This is a genomic window from Chromobacterium sp. CCUG 30098 (assembly GCF_059916605.1).
Genome location: NZ_JAUCGS010000004.1, coordinates 357,809 through 375,824 on the forward strand (window position 1 = coordinate 357,809; position 18,016 = coordinate 375,824).

Sequence of the window (18,016 nt, forward strand, 5' to 3'; positions counted from 1 at the left end):
CCGGTGTCAGACGCCGTGTTGTTTGAACCATTGCAGCATGCGCCGCCAGGCGTCGGCGGCGGCGGCGGCGTTGTAAGTCGGGCGGTAGTCGGCGTTGAAGCCGTGGTCGGCCTCCGGGTAGACCACGATTTCGGAGGGCTTGCCGGCGGCGCGCAGCGCGGCCTTCATCTTGCCCACCGATTCCAGCGGAATGCCCTTGTCCAGGCCGCCGTAAAGCCCGAGCACCGGCGCATGCAGCTGGGCGACGACGTCCAGCGGCTGACGCGGGGTGTTGGCGCCGGCCTCGCCTTGCAGCCGGCCGTACCAGGCGGCGACTGCCTTGAGCGCCGGATTGTGCGCCGCGTACAGCCACGCCTGGCGTCCGCCCCAGCAAAAGCCGGTGACGGCCGCGCGCTTGACGTCGCCGCCGTGGCCGCCGGCCCAGGCCAGAGTGGCGTCCAGATCGGCCAGCACCTGGCTGTCGGGCACCTTGCTGACCAGGCCGCTGAGCAGTTCGCCGATGCTGGCGACCTTGCTTGGGTCGCCCTGGCGGAAATAGAGCTCCGGCGCCACCGCCAGATAGCCGGCCTTGGCCAGCCGCCGGCACAGATCGCGGATATGCTCGTGCACGCCGAAGATTTCCTGCACCACCAGCACCACCGGCAAGGGTCCGCCGGCCGTGGCGGGCTTGGCCATGTAGCCCGGCATGACGGCCGGGCCGGTCGGGATTTCCACTGCGCCGGCGCTGAGGCCGTCGCCGTCGGTGAGAATGGCGCTGGCGGCGATGGGCTGCACCGCCAGCGCGAAGCCCACGCCCACCGCGCTGTTCAAGAAGTCCCTGCGCGAAGCGTCGACGCGTCGATTGCTTGTCATAACGGTATTCTCCAACGAGGCAAGAGGATTGAAGCAGCTAGATTAATGTCATCGGCATTGCATGGCAAGCCGGCGCGAGAGCGGGACCGCGGGGGCTTCCTTAGGCCGATGGAATGCGGCATTATTTACAGCCATTGAAGCATGACTTAACGAAACGTAAATAGATTATGCCGGACTCCTCCAAAGTGAAGTTGCCCACCAGCTTCTTGCGCATCGGCCAGCAATTGCCGGTCGACGTGTACGCCAAGAACGGCCTGCTGCTGCTGAAAAAAGGCCATTACGTGCTGACGCCGGAGCAGCGCGAGCGGCTGGTGACGCTGGCGCACGGCGACAGCGAGGAGGTGGCGGCGCGCTTGGAGCGCGAACAGCTGGAGCGCGCGGCGCAGCGCGAAAAAGAGGCCGCGGCCCAGGTGCAGCCCAATCCCATCATGGAACTGGGCTTCCAGACCCGCCGCGCCGAGGGCCTGCTATTGCACGGCTTGGCGGTGCCGGGCCTGGCCGGGCGGCTGGCGGACATGGCGGACGCGTTGATCCGGCTGGCCAGCAAACAGCCGGACGGGGTGCTGGCCAGCGTGTTGCTGACGCCCTACCGTGACATCGGCAGCGCCCACAGCGTGCACGTGGCGGCCATCATGGCGGTGCTGGGCCGGCGGCTGGGCATGGAGGAGGCGCGCTTGCAGGCGGTGGTGGGCGCGGCGCTGAGCATGAATCTGGCGATCACCGGCCTGCTCAATCAATTGTCGCGGCAGCCGACCCCGCCGGACGCCGCGCAGCGCGACGATCTCTATGCCCATCCCATCGTAGGCTCCGCCATTTTGCGCGAGGCCGGGGTGGTGGACGAGCACTGGCATCTTTTGGTGCAGACTCATCAGGAGCAGCGCGGCGGCGACGGTTACCCGCAGGGGCTGCGCGGCGAGGACATCCACCCGGACGCGGCCCTGCTGCACATGGTGGACGTGTTGTGTTCCTGCATCCATCAGCCTCAGCCGGCCTTGCCGGCGCTGGTGATAGGCAGTTTGTACCGCGGCGAGCTGGGCGACTTCGATCCGCAGCACGCGGCCTTGCTGATCAAGGAGCTGGGCGTGTATCCGCCCGGCAGCTTCGTCAAACTGGCCAGCAACGAGATAGGCGTGGTCACCCATCGCAGCGACAAGGCCAATGCGCCGCGCGTGGCGGCCTTGCGCAAGCTGGACGGCGCGCCGTACGCGGACGCGCTGCTGCGCGACACCCGACAGAACGCCTACCGGGTGCTGGAAGCCGTACCGCTCGCGGCGGCGACGGTGAAGCCGGCCTATCTGGCCAAGCTGTGGCAGAAGTGAGCGGGTTCGGAACCGGCTCGCGATCTACCGTGTGCGGACGGGCATAATACGGTGAGTGTGGCTTAAGAAAGGCTCATACATAGTATGAGCCTTTCGCTTTCTCGGCGGCCATGCCGGGCTTTGAGCTGGCTTCGAGGGTTTGAACGGAAGCTCAGAGCCGTGCTTGCCCCAGCGGTTGCAACTGGATGCCGGATACGTCCTTGATCTTCCAGATGCGGCGAATGTGGGCGAGATCACGCTCGGATTCGTCGCGCAACCGCGCTTCCGGCAAGAAGCTCATTTCCACGTCCACATTGCCCAGATAAACCGTCTCGCCGCGTTTCAGCTCAAACGGCGCGGCCAGGCGGAAGCTGCGCATCTTGCGGCTGACGCCCCAGGCCCCGTCCTCCAGCCAGTTGGCCCAGACTTGCTCCACCCGATACTGGCCCGGCTCCAGCGTGAACAGCATCAGTTTGCCCTCCGCCATGGATGTGCCCTGCTCGCCGAACACGGTGTCGGTCAGCAGGCTGGCGCTGTCGGCCGCCACGACGCGGCCGGCGGCGTTGGCGATGTTCAGCCCCAGCGTCGCACTGTCCGGATTGGCGGATTTGCCGGTCAGCGACAGAATGGCGTAGCCGCGCTCGGCCGGCGGTTCCAGGGAGCCGCGCAGGCGTTCGGCCATGCCGGCGCAAGCGGAGAGCAGAAAAGTGCAGAGAGCGAGGACGAAGATTCGTGTCGGCATGGTTCTTCCTATCGTCCGCCGGAAGCGGCGGCTTGGCTGGAATTGTCCGCTGTTTGCGCTTGCGGCTTCAAGCCCAGCACCAAGAGCGCGCTGAGCAGCAGCGAGCCGCTGAGCCAGAAGTAAGCCAGGGTGTGGCTGCCGGTGGCGGCCTCGATCAAGCCCAGCGCGTAAGGGCCGATGAAGCCGCCGACATTGCCCACGGAGTTGATCAGGCCGATGGCGCCCGCCGCCAGCGTGCCGGTCAGAAACGTGGTGGGGATGGACCACCACACGCCCATCGGGCTGTAGACGCCGATGGCGACGACGGTGACCGAGAGCAGCGCCACGGCGATACTGTCGCTCAAAGCGCCGATCAGGAAGCCGGCGGCGGCGAGCAAGAGCGGCAGCGCCACATGCCAGCGCTTTTCCCCGCGGCGGGACGAGGAATGGCCCAGCCACAGCATGGCGGCCAGCGCCGCCAGCATGGGCACGGCGGAGGCGAGGTCTATGGCCAGCGGCGACCAGCCGGAGGCGTTCTTGATCACCGTGGGCATCCAGAAACTAAAGCCCCAGAAACCGGTAATCCATAGAAAATAGATCAGGCACAGCCGCAACACCGCCGGCTGCGCCAGCGCCTGGCGCAGCGTGGCCGGCTGTTGTTCACGCGTGGCGGCCGCTTCCGCCTTCAGCGTATCGATCAGATAGCGCTTTTCCTCCGCGCTCAGCCAGGCGGCCTGGGCCGGATCGTCCCGCAGCCACAGCAGTATGGCGAAGCCGTAAAGCACGGTGACGCCGCCTTCCAGCAGGAACAGGCTTTGCCAGCCCTTGAGGCCGAAGGGCTGCAGGCCCACCATCCAGCCGGCCAGCGGCGCGCCGACGATGGCGGAGACCAGCAGCGAACACAGGGTGATGGAAATGGCGCGGGCGCGGGTGTCCGCGACGAACCAGCGCGGGATCACCGAGGCGTAGATCACCGGGTAGAAGCTGGCCTCGCACACGCCCAGCAAGAAGCGCAGGACATAGAACTGCCACTCGTTCTGCACCAGGCCCAGCAGCATGCTGACCGCGCCCCAGGAGAACAGGATGCGGGCGATCCAGCGGCTGGGGCTCCAACGCTCGGCCAGGATGGCGCCGGGCACTTCGAACAGGACGTAGCCGGCGAAGAAAATGCCGGCGGCCAGGCCGTAGACCTTGGCGTTGAAGCCGAGGTCGGCGTTCATGGTCAGGGCGGCGTAACTGACGTTGACCCGGTCAAGAAAGGCCAGAACCGAGGCGATGAACAGCGGAGCGAGAATGCGCAGATAAGTCTTGCGCAGGACGGAGGTCTTGACGGTGTCGGAAGCCATGCGGCGCTTTCGCTTGAGGGTGGGATGCCGTCAAGATGCGCAGAAAGCGCCGCGCAGTCAATCCAGATGCGGTTCGAAGAATTCCAACAAGCGTGACGGCAGCCAGTCCAGCGTGCCGGGGAAGGCGCCGGAGGCGAAGCCTACGTGGCCGCCGTGGCGGGGGAACTCCAAGGTGACGCTGGCGGCCACGTCGGTCTGGCGCGGCAGCGCCTGCTCCGGCAGGAAGGGGTCGTTGCGCGCGTTCAGCACCAGGGTGGGGCGGGCGATCTGGCCCAGCCGCGGTTTGGCGCTGGCGCTGCGCCAGTAATTGAGCGCGGTGCCGAAGCCGTGGATGGGCGCGGTGACCAGGTCGTCGAACTCGATGAAGGTGCGCGCGCGGCTGAGCTTGCCGCCGTCGAACAGGCCGGGATGGCGCTGCAGCGATTCCAAGGCCTTGGGCTTGAGCGTGTCCATGAACATGCGGGTGTACAGCAGTTTGCCCAGGCCGCGGTCCAGCCGGGTGCTGGCCGCCACCAGGTCCAGCGGCGCGGACACCGCCGCCGCCGCGCGCGGCAGCGCCTGCGCGCCTTCGTCCGCCAGATAGTTGAGCAGCATGCTGCCGCCCAGGGACACCGCGGCGGCGGCCAAAACGGGGAAGCGTTGCGCCAGCCGGCTCAGAATCCAGCGCACCTCGGCGCCGTCGCCGGCGTGATAGGCGCGCGGCAAGGGATTGTCCACGCCGCCGCAGCCGCGAAAATGCGGCACCACGCCGTTCCAGCCGCGCCGCTGCACCGCTTGCATCAGCGCGCGCGCGTAGTGGCTGTCGCTGCTGCCTTCCAGGCCGTGAAACAGCACCACCAGCGGCGCGCCGGGCCGTCCGGGCACGAAGTCCAGCGCGATGCGCGCGCCGTCCGGCGTGTCCCACAGTTCGCGGCGGTAGTCGGGGCGGCGGGTCTTGATCGCCAGCGCCGGCCAGATGGTTTGGGCGTGGCCGCCGCGCAGCCAGGCGGGAGACTGGTAAGCCATGGCTCAGTCCGGCTTTTTCTGCGCCGATTTGGGGCGGAAGGCCTTGACCACCGTCTCATGGGTTTCGATATAGGGGCCGTCCAGCAAGTCTATGCAATAGGGCACGGCGGCGAAAATGCCGGGCACTTCCACCTGGCCGTCGGCGCCGCGCAGGCCTTCCAGCGTTTCCTTGATCGCCTTGGGCTGGCCGGGCAGGTTGAGGATCAACGCCTGCTTGCGGATCGCGCCCACCTGGCGGGACAGGATGGCGGTGGGCACGAAGCGCAGGCTGATCTGGCGCATCTGCTCGCCGAAGCCGGGCATCTCGCGGTCCGCCACCGCCAGCGTGGCTTCCGGGGTGACGTCGCGCGCCGCCGGGCCGGTGCCGCCGGTGGTCAGCACCAGCTGGCAGCCTTCCTCGTCCACCAGCGCCTTGAGCGCGGCTTCGATTTGCGGCTGCTCGTCCGGGATCAGCCGGGAGACGACGGCGAAGGGGCTGGCCAGCGCGGCGGCCAGCCAGTCCCGCAGCGCCGGGATGCCCTTGTCTTCGTACACGCCGCTGCTGGCGCGGTCGGAGATCGAGACCAGGCCTACTTTCAGCATCACTCGTCGTCCTCTTGGTCCTGCTGATGCAGGCGCGGCTTGCCCGGTTCCGGGATCACGTCCTTGACGGCCTGATAGAGCAGGCGGAAGGACTTGGGCGGTTTGTTGTCCTGTTTTTCCTTGCGCGCGTTGCGGATCAGCGTGCGCAGCTGTTGCGGATCGGCGGCCGGGAAGTCGGTGACGAAGTTGGCCAGCATCTTGTCGTCGTCCATCAGCCGTTCGCGCCAGCGCTCCAGCAGGTGCTGCCAGGCGATGTGCTCGGACGATTCGCCCTTGAGAATTTGCAGGTATTGCTGGATCGGTTCCGGGTCCACGTCGCGCATCAGCTTGCCGATGTATTGCAGCTGGCGGCGAAGCGCGCCGTGCGCGGTAAAGCGTTTATAGTCCAGAATAGCGGTGAGCAAGTCTTCCGGCAGCTGCATTTTTTTCAGCGTGTCCTTGGACAGCTCCACCAGTTCGCGGCCCAGGTCCTGCAGCGCATCCATATCGCGCTTGCGCTGGGATTTGCTGACGTAGCCGTCGTCCGGGCTGTCGTTCTGGTAATGGGTCATCGTTGGCAATTCTCAATCGGTTTTCTCAAGGCTGGTATGATACCGGAAAAGGCCTCCGGCCGTTTCGACCATTGCGAAAGACACTATGGCAGACAAAACATTCAGTTTCAGCCAAGCCGCGCTGGAGGACATCGCCTCCCGCGTGATCGAACTGGCCAAGGCCGAGGGCGCCAGCGCCGCCGAGGCCGACGTTTCCGAAGGCCTGGGCCAGACGGTGAGCGTGCGCCTGTCCGAGGTGGAAACCATCGAGTACAACCAGGACAAGGGCGTGGGCGTGACCGTCTACCTGGGGCAGAAAAAAGGCCACGCCAGCACCTCCGATTTTTCCGAAGAGGCTTTGGCGGACACCGTGCGCGCAGCGCGGGACATCGCGCGCTACACCGCCGAGGACCCTTGCGCCGGCCTGGCCGATTCCCAATTGATGGCCACCGAGTTTCCCGATCTCAGCTTGTACCACCCGTGGGCGCTGCCGGTGGAGGAAGCCATCGAGCTGGCCAAATCCTGCGAGGCCGCCGCGTTGGCGGCCGATCCGCGCATCCGCAATTCCGAGGGCGGCACCGCGTCCTCGCAGTCCAGCCATTTCGCCTACGCCAACAGCCACGGCTTCATCGGCGGCTACGCTAGCAGCCGCCACAGCATTTCCGCGGCGGTGGTGGCCGAGGACGGCGGCGCGATGCAGCGCGATTACTGGTATTCGTCGGCGCGGCGGCGCGAGGACTTGGACGCGCCGGAGGCCATCGGCGCCAAGGCCGGCCAGCGCGCGGCGCGGCGGCTGGGCGCGCGCAAGGTGAAGACCGGCCAGTATCCGGTGGTGTTCGAAGCGCCGATCGCCGCCTCGCTGCTCAGCCATCTGGTGGCTGCCATCAGCGGCGGCAGCCTGTACCGCAAATCGTCCTTCCTGCTGGATTCTCTGGGCAAGCCGGTGATGTCGGCCAACATCACCGTGGACGAAGATCCCTTCTTGCTGCGCGGCATGGCCAGCGGCGCCTTCGACAACGAGGGCGTGGCCACGGTGGCGCGCCGTCTGGTGGACAAGGGCGTGCTGCAGGGTTATATGCTGGGCAGCTATTCGGCGCGCAAGCTGGGCATGCAGACCACCGGCAACGCCGGCGGCGCGCATAACCTGGTCGTGCATTCCACCGGCGAAAGCTTGGAGGAGTTGCTGCAGGCCATGGGCACCGGCCTGCTGGTGACCGAGCTGCTGGGCCAGGGCGTCAACACCGTCACCGGCGATTATTCGCGCGGCGCGGCCGGCTTCTGGGTGGAGCGCGGCGTGATCGTGCACCCGGTGGAGGAAATCACCATCGCCGGCAATCTGCGCGAGATGTTCATGCAGATCGACGCGGTGGGCAACGACGTGCTGGAGCGCGGCGGCCGACAGATGGGCTCGGTGCTGTTGCGTAGCATGATGGTGGCCGGCGAGGCCTGAGAACCTGTTCAATGTCTGCTGCGCTTCGTGAAACTTGGCACGGTGAGTACCGCTTCGAAATGCTCATGTACCGTATGTACATTCCGCTTTCTCAGCGGTTTTCGCCTTGTCTCGCTCTTGCTCGCGAGACTTTGAGCAGGTTCTGAGGCCGGCGATGGCGGATCTGTTCGCGCCGGAAGAGGGCGGCTGGCTGGAGCGCCTGTCGCCCGGCGCCGCCTTATTGCACCGCCGCGCCAGCGATATCGACGCGGCGCTGCTGGCGGAAGTGGAAGCCGTGCTGCGGCAAGCGCCGCCGCGCGGCATGCAGACGCCGGGAGGGCGGGCGATGTCGGTGGCCACCTCCAGCTGCGGCGCTTGCGGCTGGGTGTCCGATGCGCGCGGCTACCGTTACGCCGAGCGCGATCCCGTCAGCGGCCAGCCGTGGCCGGCGATGCCGGCCTTGTTGCGCGTCTTGGCCGAACAGGCCGCCGCCGAGGCCGGCTTCCCCGGCTTTGCGCCGGATGCCTGCCTGATCAACTGCTATGCGCCGGGCGCCAAGATGTCCTTGCACCAGGACAAGGACGAGCGCGATTTCGGCGCGCCCATCGTGTCCGTGTCGCTGGGTTTGCCGGCGATCTTTCTGTTCGGCGGTCTTAGCCGCGCCGAGCGTCCCGGCCGCATCGAGTTGCGCCATGGCGACGTGCTGGTGTGGGGCGGGCCGGACCGCATGCGTTTCCACGGGGTGTTGCCGGTGGCGGAGGGCGAACATCCTTTGCTGGGGCGGCGCCGCATCAATCTGACTTTTCGCAAGGCGCGCTGATCCATGGCTAAACCGGCCGATTTCGTTTCGCTGTCTTTATCCCTGTCTTTGCCCGCGGATTTTCGCCGGGACGACTTTATGGCCTTCCACCGCCGCGACGCTCAGGAGCTGTCCGAGCGGGTGACGGCGCTGAGCCTGAGCAAGGGCTTGCTGTGGCGCGGCGAGCCGGCCTGTCTGAGCATGACGTTCGCCGCGGACGCGGTACGGGTGGGGCTGGACGCGGACGTTTCGCCGCAGGCCGGCGACGCGGCGGCCTTGACCGCCATGGCGCGCCGCATGCTGGGCTTGGCGCAGCCGGTGGCGGATTTCGAGCGCGCGCATCGCGGCCATCCGCAGCTGGCCGGCCTGATCGCCGCGCGTCCCGGCTTGCGCGTGCCGCAAACCACCACGCCGTTCGAGGCGCTGGTCTGGGCCGTCACCGGTCAGCAGATCAGCGTGCACGCCGCCATCTCGCTGCGGCGTCGGCTGATGCAGTTGGTCGGCAAGCGCCACAGCGGCGGTCTGCTGTGCCATCCGTCGCCGGAGCAATTGGCGGAGCTGGAGGCGGACCAACTGGGCCAGGCCGGCTTCTCCCGCGCCAAGACCCGGACCTTGCTGGAACTGAGCCGGCAGACGGCCGACGGCGGCTTGCCCTTGCAGGGCTGGCTGGACGGCGGCGCGCCGGAGGAGATCGCCGCGCGCTTGCTGGCCTTGCCCGGCATCGGCCCGTGGACGGTCAGCTACGCGCTGTTGCGCGGCTATGGCTGGCTGGACGGCTCCTTGCACGGGGACGTGGCGGTTCGGCGCGGCCTGCAGCGCTTGCTGGAGCGGGCCGAGGCGGTGTCGCCGCGCGAAACCGAGCAATGGCTGCAAGGCTTCGCGCCGTGGCGCGCGCTGGTGGGCGCGCATTTATGGGCCATGCAGACGGCGGCTGCTTATTGAGCCTGTACGGCCGATTTCCTCCGCGCGAAGTTGGCGCTGGCCGCGGCGTTTGACTATGTCTAAATAGAACAAGAAGCCGTGCGGCGTCGGGCATGCCGATCCGCCGCCAATATAGCCACGCGAGGTGCGGGATGGGGAGGCAATCCGATATCGGGCTGGTCTTGTCGGGCGGCGGCGCGCGCGCGGCGTACCAGGTGGGGGTGTTGCTGGGAATTGCCCGGCTGCTGCCGGATGCGCGCGTCAATCCCTTTCCCATTATTTGCGGCACGTCCGCCGGGGCGATCAATGCGGTGGCGCTGGCCTCCGGCGCGGGTAATTTCCATCTGGCGGTGTCCACGCTGGCGCAGATGTGGAAGCAATTGCACATCCAGGATGTCTACGACGCCAGTTCCGGCTATTTTCTGAAGACTTTTCTGCACTTCGGCCTGTCCATCCTGTCCGGCGGCCGTCTGTGGCGCAATCCCAAGAGCTTTCTGGACAACGCTCCGCTGCGCGAGCTGCTGACCAAGGTGATGGTGTTCGAGGGCATAGACCATTCCGTGCGTCACGGCGCGCTCAAGGCGCTGGCGCTGACGGCTTCTTGCTACACCACCGGGATGTCGGTCACTTTTTTCCAGGGCGCGGACAGCCTGGAGGAGTGGGAGCGCTATCAGCGGCTGGGGCTGCGCGAACGCATCAATATCGAACACATGATGGCCACCTCGGCCATTCCGCTGATTTTCCCCTCGGTCTGCCTGGGCGAGAAGTTTTACTGCGACGGCGCGGTGCGGCAGCTGTCCCCCTTGTCGCCGGCCTTGCACCTGGGCGCGGAAAAGCTGTTTGTCGTCGGCCTGGCCAGCAAGCGGCCGGACACCATAGAACGCCGCCACAGCGGTTTCTATCCGTCGCCGGCGCAGATTTTCGGCCATCTGCTCAATAGCGTGTTCATAGACAGCATGTCGGTGGACATGGAGCGGCTGACCCGGGTCAATCACACCGTGTCGCTGCTGCAAAGCCATGAGGACCTGGCGCGGCAGACCCAGTTGCGCAAGGTGGACATCTTCATGCTCAACCCCAGCAAATCGCTGGAGGGCATCGCCTACAAGCACACCCGGCTGTTTCCGCCCTTGCTGCGCTTCCTGCTGAAGGGTACCGGCGCCACCCGTCACCGCGGCACGGCCCTGGCCACTTATCTATTGTTCGAGCCGGGCTACACCCGCGAGCTGATCACGCTGGGCTATAAGGACGCCTTGCATCAGAAAGAGGCGATACGCCGCTTTCTGGAACTTTAAGCCGCGGGGCGGTTCTGACTCCTCCATGTTGTATGGCACAATCATGCGCCATGACGTAATACCGCCAAACATTGAGGAAGATATGGGCTTGAGCAACCGACAAGGTTTTCTGCTGATCGCCGCCGCCTGCGCCGGCGCGATGGGTTTTGCATTGTTCGCGCAATACCAGCTGGGCCTGGAGCCGTGCCCGCTGTGCATTTTCCAGCGCATCGGCGTGATCGCCGCGGGCGTGATCGCCTTGCTGGCGGCGCTGGTCAATCCAGGCCGTTGCGGCGCCAGGGCCTGGGGCGGTTTGACGATTCTGGCCGCCTTGGCGGGCCTGTCGGTGTCGCTGCGCCAATTGTGGCTGCAACATCTGCCGGCGGACCAGGTTCCGGCCTGCGGTCCCGGCCTGGAGTTCCTGATGGAGTCCTCGCCGTTGACGGAGGTGATTTCCAAGGTGTTCAAAGGCAGCGGCGAGTGCGCCACCGTGGAGTGGACCTTCCTGGGAATGGCGATGCCGTTCTGGGTGGCGGTCTTCTTCGTCGGCGTGATCGGCTTCGCCGGCTGGTTGATGGCGCGCAAGTCCGCCTGACGCCGGATTGCCGCGCAGCGAAGGCCGCCTTGGGCGGCCTTTTTCTTTGGGCCATGATCTTATTGCATGCTTAAGATGTAAATAATAATGCCGGCATCGGAAACCGCGCGGCGGGCAGGCGCGCCTGTGCTTTTATCGCCACAACTGAAATTTATTTAAGATGTTGATTTTAAATGGATGTGTGGTCTTCCGGCCTTGGAAAGGGGGCCGGCGACTACCGCCAATCTCTTTGTAGCGCCCGCTGCGGCAGCTTAGGGGCGCGCGCCGCGACCGGCGAGCGCACTACAAGGGGGTAAGGAGATGAAACGCAGCTATCTGGCGGTTGCCGCGGCGGGCATGGGCTTGGGCATGGGCGCTTGGGCGGAGGAGGCCGTCCCGCTGGAGCGGGTGACGGTGACCGGCTCCAATATCAAGCGCATCGGCAAGGAAAAGGCTTTGGCGGTGGAGGTGATCAAGAAAGAGGATATCGACAAGACCGGCGCGTCCACCGTGATCCAGTTGCTGGACCGGCTGCCGTCGGTGGGCAGCCTGCTGGCCGGCACCAACTCCAACAGCTTTGCCGCCGGCGCGGCCACCGCCGGCCTGCGCGGCATGAGCTCCAAGTACGTGCTGGTCTTGCTGAACGGCCGTCGCTTGCCCAATTACGCGATGTTCATCAGCGGCACCGACGCCTTTGTCGATCTGAACACCTTGCCGCTGTCGGTGATTGAATCGGTGGAGATTCTGCGGGACGGCGCATCGGCCATTTACGGTTCCGACGCGGTGGCCGGCGTGATCAACTTCAAGACCCGGCGCAACTTCCGGGGCGCCGAGGCGGCGCTGCGCGGCGGCGGCAATCTGGATGGAGACGGCATCGAGCAGGGGCTGAATCTGAGCGGCGGCTTCGGGGATCTGGAACAGGACGGCCAGAACCTGCTGCTGTCTTTCGACGTTTACCACCGCGAGCCGGTGTTTAGCCGCAACCACGACGCCACCCGCAGCAACGATTACCGTTTTCAGGGCGGGCCGGATCTGCGCAGCGGCGCGCAATGGGGCTATTGGAACGACCGCACGCCCAACGCCGACAGAAGCAACGCGCTGGCCAAGCCCTTGCCCGGCTGCCCGCCGTGGCGGCTGACCACCCGGCCCAGCGGAGCCGCGCTGTGCGTGTCCGACGTGGATGAGATGGGCGCTCAGTTAGCGCCGCGCACCAGTCGTTACGGCTTGATGGCCCATTACACCCGGCGTTTGAGCGGCGACGCGGAGTTCTTCGCCGAACTGGGACTGAACCGCACCGAGACGCCGCTGGACGGCGCTTATTCCTTTGTGCAGACCATTGTGTCGCCCAATTGGGCGATTTATCCGCGGGACGGCGGCCTGGCGTCGGTGTATCCGGACTTCAAACCCACCGACAATCTGCAAATCACCCGCAATCTGTCGGAGAACGGCCGGCGGCTCAACGAGATCACCAGCGACACGTATCGCGCGGTGCTGGGCGGACGCGCCTTGTGGCGCGACTGGGATCTGGAGAGCTCGCTGAACCTGGGTTTGAACAAGGTGGAGGCGAGGCAGAACAATGTGGTGTTGAACGACGCTTTCCTCGCCATGTTGCGGAACGGCGCCGACGGCGGGCCGCTCTATAACCCGTTTTCGCAGCAGAACGACGCCGCCGCGCTGCGGCCGTATCTGGCCACCATCGCCAACACGTCCTCGTCGCGTTTGTCGGCGTTTGAATTCAAGGCCAGCAATGATGAGTGGTTCAGGCTGCCGGCCGGCCCCGCCGGCTTCGCCGCCGGTCTGCAGTGGTCGCATGAATCGATAGACGCGCAGCCGGACCCGCTGCTGCAAACCGGCAAGATTATGAATTTCGCCGTCCAGCAAAGTCTGCGGGCCAGCCGCTCGGTGCTGTCCGCTTTCAGCGAAGTCAATTTGCCGGTGTTGAAGAATCTGGAGGTCCAGCTGGCGGTGCGCGCCGACCGCTACAACGATTTCGGCGACACCTTCAACCCCAAGCTGGCTTTTTCCTTCCGCCCCTGGGAGCCGGCGATGCTGCGCGGCTCCGTCACCACCGGTTTCAAGGCGCCGACGCTGCCTCAGCTGTACGCGTCGCGCCAGGCCTACACTTCGGTGTACGACTACGCGCAGTGCGCCGACCGCGGCATCGCCCGCGAACGCTGCGGCCTGGCCAGCAATCAGCTGCGCAGCGGCGGCAACGCGGGGCTGAATCCGGAGGAGTCGCGGAACTACGCGCTGGGCCTGGTGCTGCAGCCGACTCCGGCGCTGTCGGCCACCGTGGACTGGTACCGGATCGAGGTGTCCAACACCGTGCAGTCGCTGGACCCGCAATACGTGCTGGACAATCCGGACCGTTTTCCCGGCTTCGTGGTGCGCAAGCCCGCCATCTTCCCGGCGTAAGGGGGGACATCGACTACATTTCCGCGCCGTACATGAATATCGGCAAGACCCGGACTTCCGGCATCGACATCGATGTGCAGTACGACTGGTCGCTGGGCGCTTACGGCAAGCTCAAGTTCCGCAACGCGCAAAGCCGCATCTTCAGCTACCGGGAATCGCAGACCGAGACCGATCCGATGCTGGAGTACGCCGACTACGGCGCGCAGCCGCGCTGGAAAAACGTCTTTGAAGTGAGTTACAGCCGGGGCGGCTATTCTGTGGGGCTGACGGCGCGCAGCTACGCGTCTTTCAAGAACCTGTACTCCCAGCTGTACCGCAATGCCGGGGACGTGAAGGAGAGGGTGGGGTCCTACACCGCGCTGGATCTCAGTGTCGGCCTGAAGCCGAGCAAGGGCTTCAGCGTCAGCGGCGGCATACGCAATCTGGGCAACCGGATGCCCAGCTACGCCACCGGGGCCGGCTTCAGCGGCGGGGCGGCCGCTTACTCCGGCCCCGCCACCGATTTATGGGGGAGGATGTTGTACCTGTCCGGCCGTTACGTATTCTAGGAGGGCGCATAGGCCGCGGGCATGGCGGGGCGAGGCCGTCGGAGCGGGGTCAGCGCTGGTGTTGAGGCGTCAAGGTGGCGGGGGCGGGGCTGACCGCGTTGCGGCCCGAGCGCTTGGCGATGTAGAGCGCGCTGTCGGCGTCTTCGTAGAAGGTGCGGCCGTTGTCGTCCGTTTCCGGCACCCGGGCGGCGACGCCTATGCTGCAGGTGACTTTGCGCAAGGGGCTTTTCAAATGCGCCAGCTCCAGTTCTTCCAGCCGGGCGCGGAAGCCTTCCGCGGCGGCCACCGCCTGGTCCTGCCCGCATTCTTCCAGCAGCACGCCGAACTCTTCGCCGCCCAGCCGCGCCACGATGTGGCGACGGGGGCTGAAGTAGGCGTTCAGCTCTTGCGCCAGCCTTTGCAGGATCAGATCGCCGGCGTAATGGCCGTAGTGGTCGTTGTAGCCTTTGAAGTTGTCCACGTCCAGGATCAGCAGCGCCAGCGTCTTGCCGGCGGCGCGGTGCTTGTCCAGCGTCGGCGCCAGGATTTCGTCGAAGTGCCGGCGGTTGTAGAGCCCGGTGAGGCCGTCGGTATTGGCCTGCAGCAAAAGCTTGGATTGCCGCGACACGAAGCGGACGCTGCCGGCCAGCCACAGCAGGATGGCGGTGGTGACGCCGCTCCAGAACACCGAGGCCAGCGTCAGCAGCAGGACGCTGAGCACCAGCACGCCACAGGAGGCCAGCAGATAGGCCGGCAGAATGCCCTGGCGGTGCTTGTAGCGGCTGAGCAGCAGGTCCAGCAGCAAGATGGCCAGCGCGTTGATGACGGCTTTCCAGCCCAGCGGCAGCGGCACCGGCGTGTTGTCCTGTTGCAGCCCATGAAGCAGGAAGGCGTTGATTTCCACGCCGGGCATGCCGCGGTTGTTGGCCGACAGCGGCGTGGCGTGGATATCGCCCAGGCCGGTGGCGGTGGCGCCCACCAGTACGATCTTGCCGGCGAAGAAGGCGGGAGGCAGCTGATTGAGCGCGTCGATATAGGACACTTGCTGGAATGGCGGCGGGCCGGACAGATAGGGCACCATCACCGGGTCTTCGCGCAGCCAGCTGCCCGGCTTGCCGTGCGGCATCGCCATTTTCTGCTGTTCGGACTGGCGCTGGCCATTGGCCAGATCCAGCACCGCCTGCGCGAAATTGGGGTGGTGGGGCGAGCCCAGGCCCGCTTTCAGATAGACGCGGCGGATCACGCCGTCGCTGTCCAATTCGTAGTCGGTGTGCCCCAGGCCGGCGCTGGCGGCGGCGATGGCGGGCAGGGGCCGGGTCTCGGTCAGGCGGTTGTCCTGCATTTCCGGAAACACCGGACTGATGACTTTGCCGTTGCGGCGGATGGCGTCCGCCAGCGCCTGATCCGACTCCGGCATATTGTGCGAGGGTTCGGCCAACACGATGTCCAGGCCCACGGCCTTGGCTTGCGCCAGCTTGTCCACCAGCTGGGCGTGGAATTCGCGCGGCCAGGGCCAGCGGCCCAGCTCCGACAGGCTGCGCTCGTCCACCGCGACGACGACGATGTCGCTGGTCTGGTTATGGTTGGACTTGATCCGGATCAGCCCGTCGTACAGCCAGAAGTCCAGCCGCAGCAACAGGCCGGAGAGGGTCAGCAGAGCCGCCAGCAAGGCCAGCAAAAAAGGCAACAAGCGCAGAATCTTGTCGCGATAGTAAGTTAGCATGTTGCCATTCTAGGGAAGTTTTCCGGGAAGAGTGAGCATTTCTTGCTCTTCCGTCGCCAAGTAGCCGTGTTCTCCCTCGATCTTGACGCTTGCCTTGTATTGCCCGGCCGGCAAGGCTTCCAGCGCTTTCAGCTCCCATTGCGGCTTATCGCTGCTCAGCGAGAACGGCTGCGCGTTGGCGGCCTGGGCCGCGGTCAGCGTCAGGGTGTAGCGCGCGCGGGCGACGGGATAGGGGCGGGCCGCCAGCACCGGGGTGGTTTTGTCCAGGCGGCTGAGCCAGCCCTTGGTCTCCACTTTTTGCGCGGAGGAGAAAGGACCCGGCCGGCCTTGCGCGTCCAGCCGCGCCAGCCTCCAGTACCAGACGCCGGATTCCGGCAACTCGGTTTTGAACTCGGCCTCGGCCACGCTCTGTTCCAGCAGCGGCTGGGCGAAATCCGGCTGGCGCGAAATCTGCAGCCGCAGCGGGCGTTCCGCGCTGGCGTCCACCCGCAAGGTCAGGGATTTGCCGCGCAGCTGGACGCCGTCCGCATGGGTGAACAACAGCGGCGGCAGCGGGTAGGCTTGCAGCTTGAAACTGCGCGTGCTGTCGTAGCCTTCCAGGCCGGAGCGGTTCTTGGCGCGGACGTGCAGCACGTAGTCGCCGTTGCCCGGCAGGCGCGGATAGTAACGCGGCGCCTGCAACTGGCGCTCGGCCAGGCGCTTCTTGCCGCTCAAGGTCACGCGGTAGGAAGCGGCGCGTTCGTCACGCTGCCACTCCAGCGGCGGCGGGTTGAACTGGCTATTGTCCGCCACGGTGGACAGGTCCGGCGGCGGCGGCAGTTCTTCCGGCTTGCTTGGCCCGCTTTTACGGCTGGACAAGGTGCCGAAACCGGCGGGCACGTCCACCTTGCTGCGACGGCCCTTGACCTCCACGCTGCCTTTGAGCACTTCCGCCAAGGTGTCTTCGCCGCCGGCGGCGTTGACGCGGAATTCCGTGCCGCGCACGGTGGTGACCGCCGACGGGGTGCGGATCTCGTAGCGGCTGGGCATCAGGATGTTGGGAATCACCGAATTGCCGGTGCTGCCGTTGTTCAGCTTGATCTGGGACTGGATCGCCCCGGTGCTGGGGTAATAGACCTGGGTTTGCAGGCTCAGATCGGTATTGGCGTTGATCACCAGCGAGGAGCCGTCGACGAAGCGCAATTTGATCATGGCGTCGTTGCCGGTCGTGAAGCGGGTGCCTTTGGGGTATTTCTTGCCCACCGCCAGATCCAGCGGCTTGCCCTTGGCGTCGGCCGCGGCGGATTCGCCGGCCATGTCCTCCAGGGTGGCGTCGGATTGCGCCTGTCGGATCCAGGGGTAGGGGACCCGCAGGATGCTGCCGGGGATCAGCCGATAGGGGTTGGCGATGCGATTTCTGGCTTGCAGCTTCGGCACATAAGCGGGAGACGACAGATGCTCGGCCGCCAGCGACCACAGATTGTCGCCGTTTTTGACCGTATATTCCCAGATGGCCTTGTCGGCGGGATCGCCCGCCAGGGCCAGTGTGCTGGCGAAGCAGCCAGCCGCCAGGATTAAATTGCGCATAGTTGAATCTCTTTATATGGAATGCAGAAAGTCAACCAAAAGTATCACCGCAGCCCAGACGCATTGCAAGCTGATAAGCAATAGAATGGTAGTTGTTTGTCCTAAGTTGGGCGATATGCGAATGCTTGCTTGAAATATGCGACGCAAAATGCAAAAAAGCAGCCTAAAGGCTGCTTTTTTGCAATGCTTGGCGGAGTGGACGGGACTCGAACCCGCGACCCCCGGCGTGACAGGCCGGTATTCTAACCAACTGAACTACCACTCCAACCGAAAACTTTGGTGGGCGTTGACGGAGTCGAACCGCCGACATTCTGCTTGTAAGGCAGACGCTCTACCAACTGAGCTAAACGCCCGAATCCGGGTACTGCTTTTATACTGTTGGCGGAGTGGACGGGACTCGAACCCGCGACCCCCGGCGTGACAGGCCGGTATTCTAACCAACTGAACTACCACTCCA

At 65.6% G+C, this 18,016-nt stretch carries 16 protein-coding genes and 3 tRNA genes; 8 read left to right on the forward strand and 11 right to left on the reverse strand.

What is annotated here, in order from left to right; all coding sequences use genetic code 11:
- Positions 1-6 precede the first annotated feature (6 nt).
- Positions 7-852, reverse strand: coding sequence for a dienelactone hydrolase family protein (locus tag QUG03_RS12100; RefSeq protein WP_500820085.1), 846 nt, complete (start codon positions 850-852; stop codon positions 7-9).
- A gap of 185 nt (positions 853-1,037) precedes the next feature.
- Between QUG03_RS12100 and QUG03_RS12105 the strand changes: the two genes are divergently transcribed.
- Complete coding sequence (locus QUG03_RS12105; RefSeq protein WP_233246694.1) at positions 1,038-2,171, forward strand: HD-GYP domain-containing protein; 1,134 nt, start codon at positions 1,038-1,040, stop codon at positions 2,169-2,171.
- A 151-nt stretch (positions 2,172-2,322) separates the two neighbouring features.
- Here the strand turns inward: QUG03_RS12105 and QUG03_RS12110 are convergent, their stop codons facing one another.
- Genes QUG03_RS12110 through yjgA form a run of 5 tightly spaced genes read right to left on the reverse strand, consistent with a single transcriptional unit; the run spans position 2,323 to position 6,355 of the window.
- Complete coding sequence (locus tag QUG03_RS12110; RefSeq protein ID WP_500820087.1) at positions 2,323-2,892, reverse strand: hypothetical protein; 570 nt, start codon at positions 2,890-2,892, stop codon at positions 2,323-2,325.
- An 8-nt stretch (positions 2,893-2,900) separates the two neighbouring features.
- On the reverse strand, positions 2,901-4,217 hold the full coding sequence (locus QUG03_RS12115; RefSeq protein WP_500820088.1) for an MFS transporter: 1,317 nt from the start codon (positions 4,215-4,217) through the stop codon (positions 2,901-2,903).
- 57 nt (positions 4,218-4,274) lie between these two features.
- On the reverse strand, positions 4,275-5,222 hold the full coding sequence (locus QUG03_RS12120; RefSeq protein ID WP_500820089.1) for a YheT family hydrolase: 948 nt from the start codon (positions 5,220-5,222) through the stop codon (positions 4,275-4,277).
- Positions 5,223-5,225: 3 nt separating this feature from the next.
- Positions 5,226-5,804, reverse strand: a complete 579-nt coding sequence (gene mog / locus QUG03_RS12125; protein ID WP_107799697.1) for a molybdopterin adenylyltransferase — start codon at positions 5,802-5,804, stop codon at positions 5,226-5,228.
- Positions 5,804-6,355 carry a ribosome biogenesis factor YjgA gene (yjgA, locus tag QUG03_RS12130; RefSeq protein WP_227107684.1) on the reverse strand — a complete coding sequence of 184 codons (552 nt, stop codon included), beginning with the start codon at positions 6,353-6,355 and terminating at the stop codon, positions 5,804-5,806. The genes mog and yjgA overlap by 1 nt, the downstream gene beginning before the upstream one ends.
- Positions 6,356-6,440: 85 nt before the next feature.
- Between yjgA and pmbA the strand changes: the two genes are divergently transcribed.
- The 7 genes from pmbA to QUG03_RS12165 all read left to right on the forward strand — a co-directional run bounded on the left by pmbA (position 6,441) and on the right by QUG03_RS12165 (position 14,291).
- On the forward strand, positions 6,441-7,784 hold the full coding sequence (gene pmbA / locus QUG03_RS12135; protein WP_486635459.1) for a metalloprotease PmbA: 1,344 nt from the start codon (positions 6,441-6,443) through the stop codon (positions 7,782-7,784).
- Positions 7,785-7,938: 154 nt separating this feature from the next.
- Positions 7,939-8,583, forward strand: a complete 645-nt coding sequence (gene alkB / locus QUG03_RS12140; RefSeq protein ID WP_474453884.1) for a DNA oxidative demethylase AlkB — start codon at positions 7,939-7,941, stop codon at positions 8,581-8,583.
- A gap of 78 nt (positions 8,584-8,661) precedes the next feature.
- Positions 8,662-9,504, forward strand: a complete 843-nt coding sequence (locus QUG03_RS12145) for a DNA-3-methyladenine glycosylase family protein (protein ID WP_500820090.1) — start codon at positions 8,662-8,664, stop codon at positions 9,502-9,504.
- A 131-nt stretch (positions 9,505-9,635) separates the two neighbouring features.
- The gene (locus QUG03_RS12150; protein WP_107799693.1) at positions 9,636-10,775 is read left to right on the forward strand and encodes a patatin-like phospholipase family protein; all 1,140 of its coding nucleotides are present in this window, start codon (positions 9,636-9,638) and stop codon (positions 10,773-10,775) included.
- A gap of 82 nt (positions 10,776-10,857) precedes the next feature.
- Positions 10,858-11,349, forward strand: a complete 492-nt coding sequence (locus tag QUG03_RS12155; RefSeq protein WP_107799692.1) for a disulfide bond formation protein B — start codon at positions 10,858-10,860, stop codon at positions 11,347-11,349.
- Positions 11,350-11,649: 300 nt separating this feature from the next.
- The gene (locus tag QUG03_RS12160) at positions 11,650-13,743 is read left to right on the forward strand and encodes a TonB-dependent receptor plug domain-containing protein (protein WP_500820091.1); all 2,094 of its coding nucleotides are present in this window, start codon (positions 11,650-11,652) and stop codon (positions 13,741-13,743) included.
- A 32-nt stretch (positions 13,744-13,775) separates the two neighbouring features.
- On the forward strand, positions 13,776-14,291 hold the full coding sequence (locus QUG03_RS12165; protein WP_500820092.1) for a TonB-dependent receptor: 516 nt from the start codon (positions 13,776-13,778) through the stop codon (positions 14,289-14,291).
- Between the two features lie 49 nt (positions 14,292-14,340).
- Here QUG03_RS12165 and QUG03_RS12170 read toward each other — a convergent pair whose 3' ends face one another.
- The 5 genes from QUG03_RS12170 to QUG03_RS12190 all read right to left on the reverse strand — a co-directional run bounded on the left by QUG03_RS12170 (position 14,341) and on the right by QUG03_RS12190 (position 18,015).
- Entirely contained in the window at positions 14,341-15,993 is a 1,653-nt protein-coding gene (locus QUG03_RS12170; RefSeq protein WP_107799690.1) for a CHASE2 domain-containing protein, read from the reverse strand.
- Positions 15,994-16,002: 9 nt separating this feature from the next.
- Positions 16,003-17,559, reverse strand: a complete 1,557-nt coding sequence (locus QUG03_RS12175; protein WP_227107692.1) for a FecR family protein — start codon at positions 17,557-17,559, stop codon at positions 16,003-16,005.
- A 188-nt stretch (positions 17,560-17,747) separates the two neighbouring features.
- A tRNA-Asp gene (locus QUG03_RS12180) sits at positions 17,748-17,824 on the reverse strand.
- A gap of 12 nt (positions 17,825-17,836) precedes the next feature.
- A tRNA-Val gene (locus tag QUG03_RS12185) sits at positions 17,837-17,912 on the reverse strand.
- 26 nt (positions 17,913-17,938) lie between these two features.
- Positions 17,939-18,015: transfer RNA gene (locus QUG03_RS12190), tRNA-Asp, on the reverse strand.
- Between the last annotated feature and the right edge of the window lies 1 nt (position 18,016).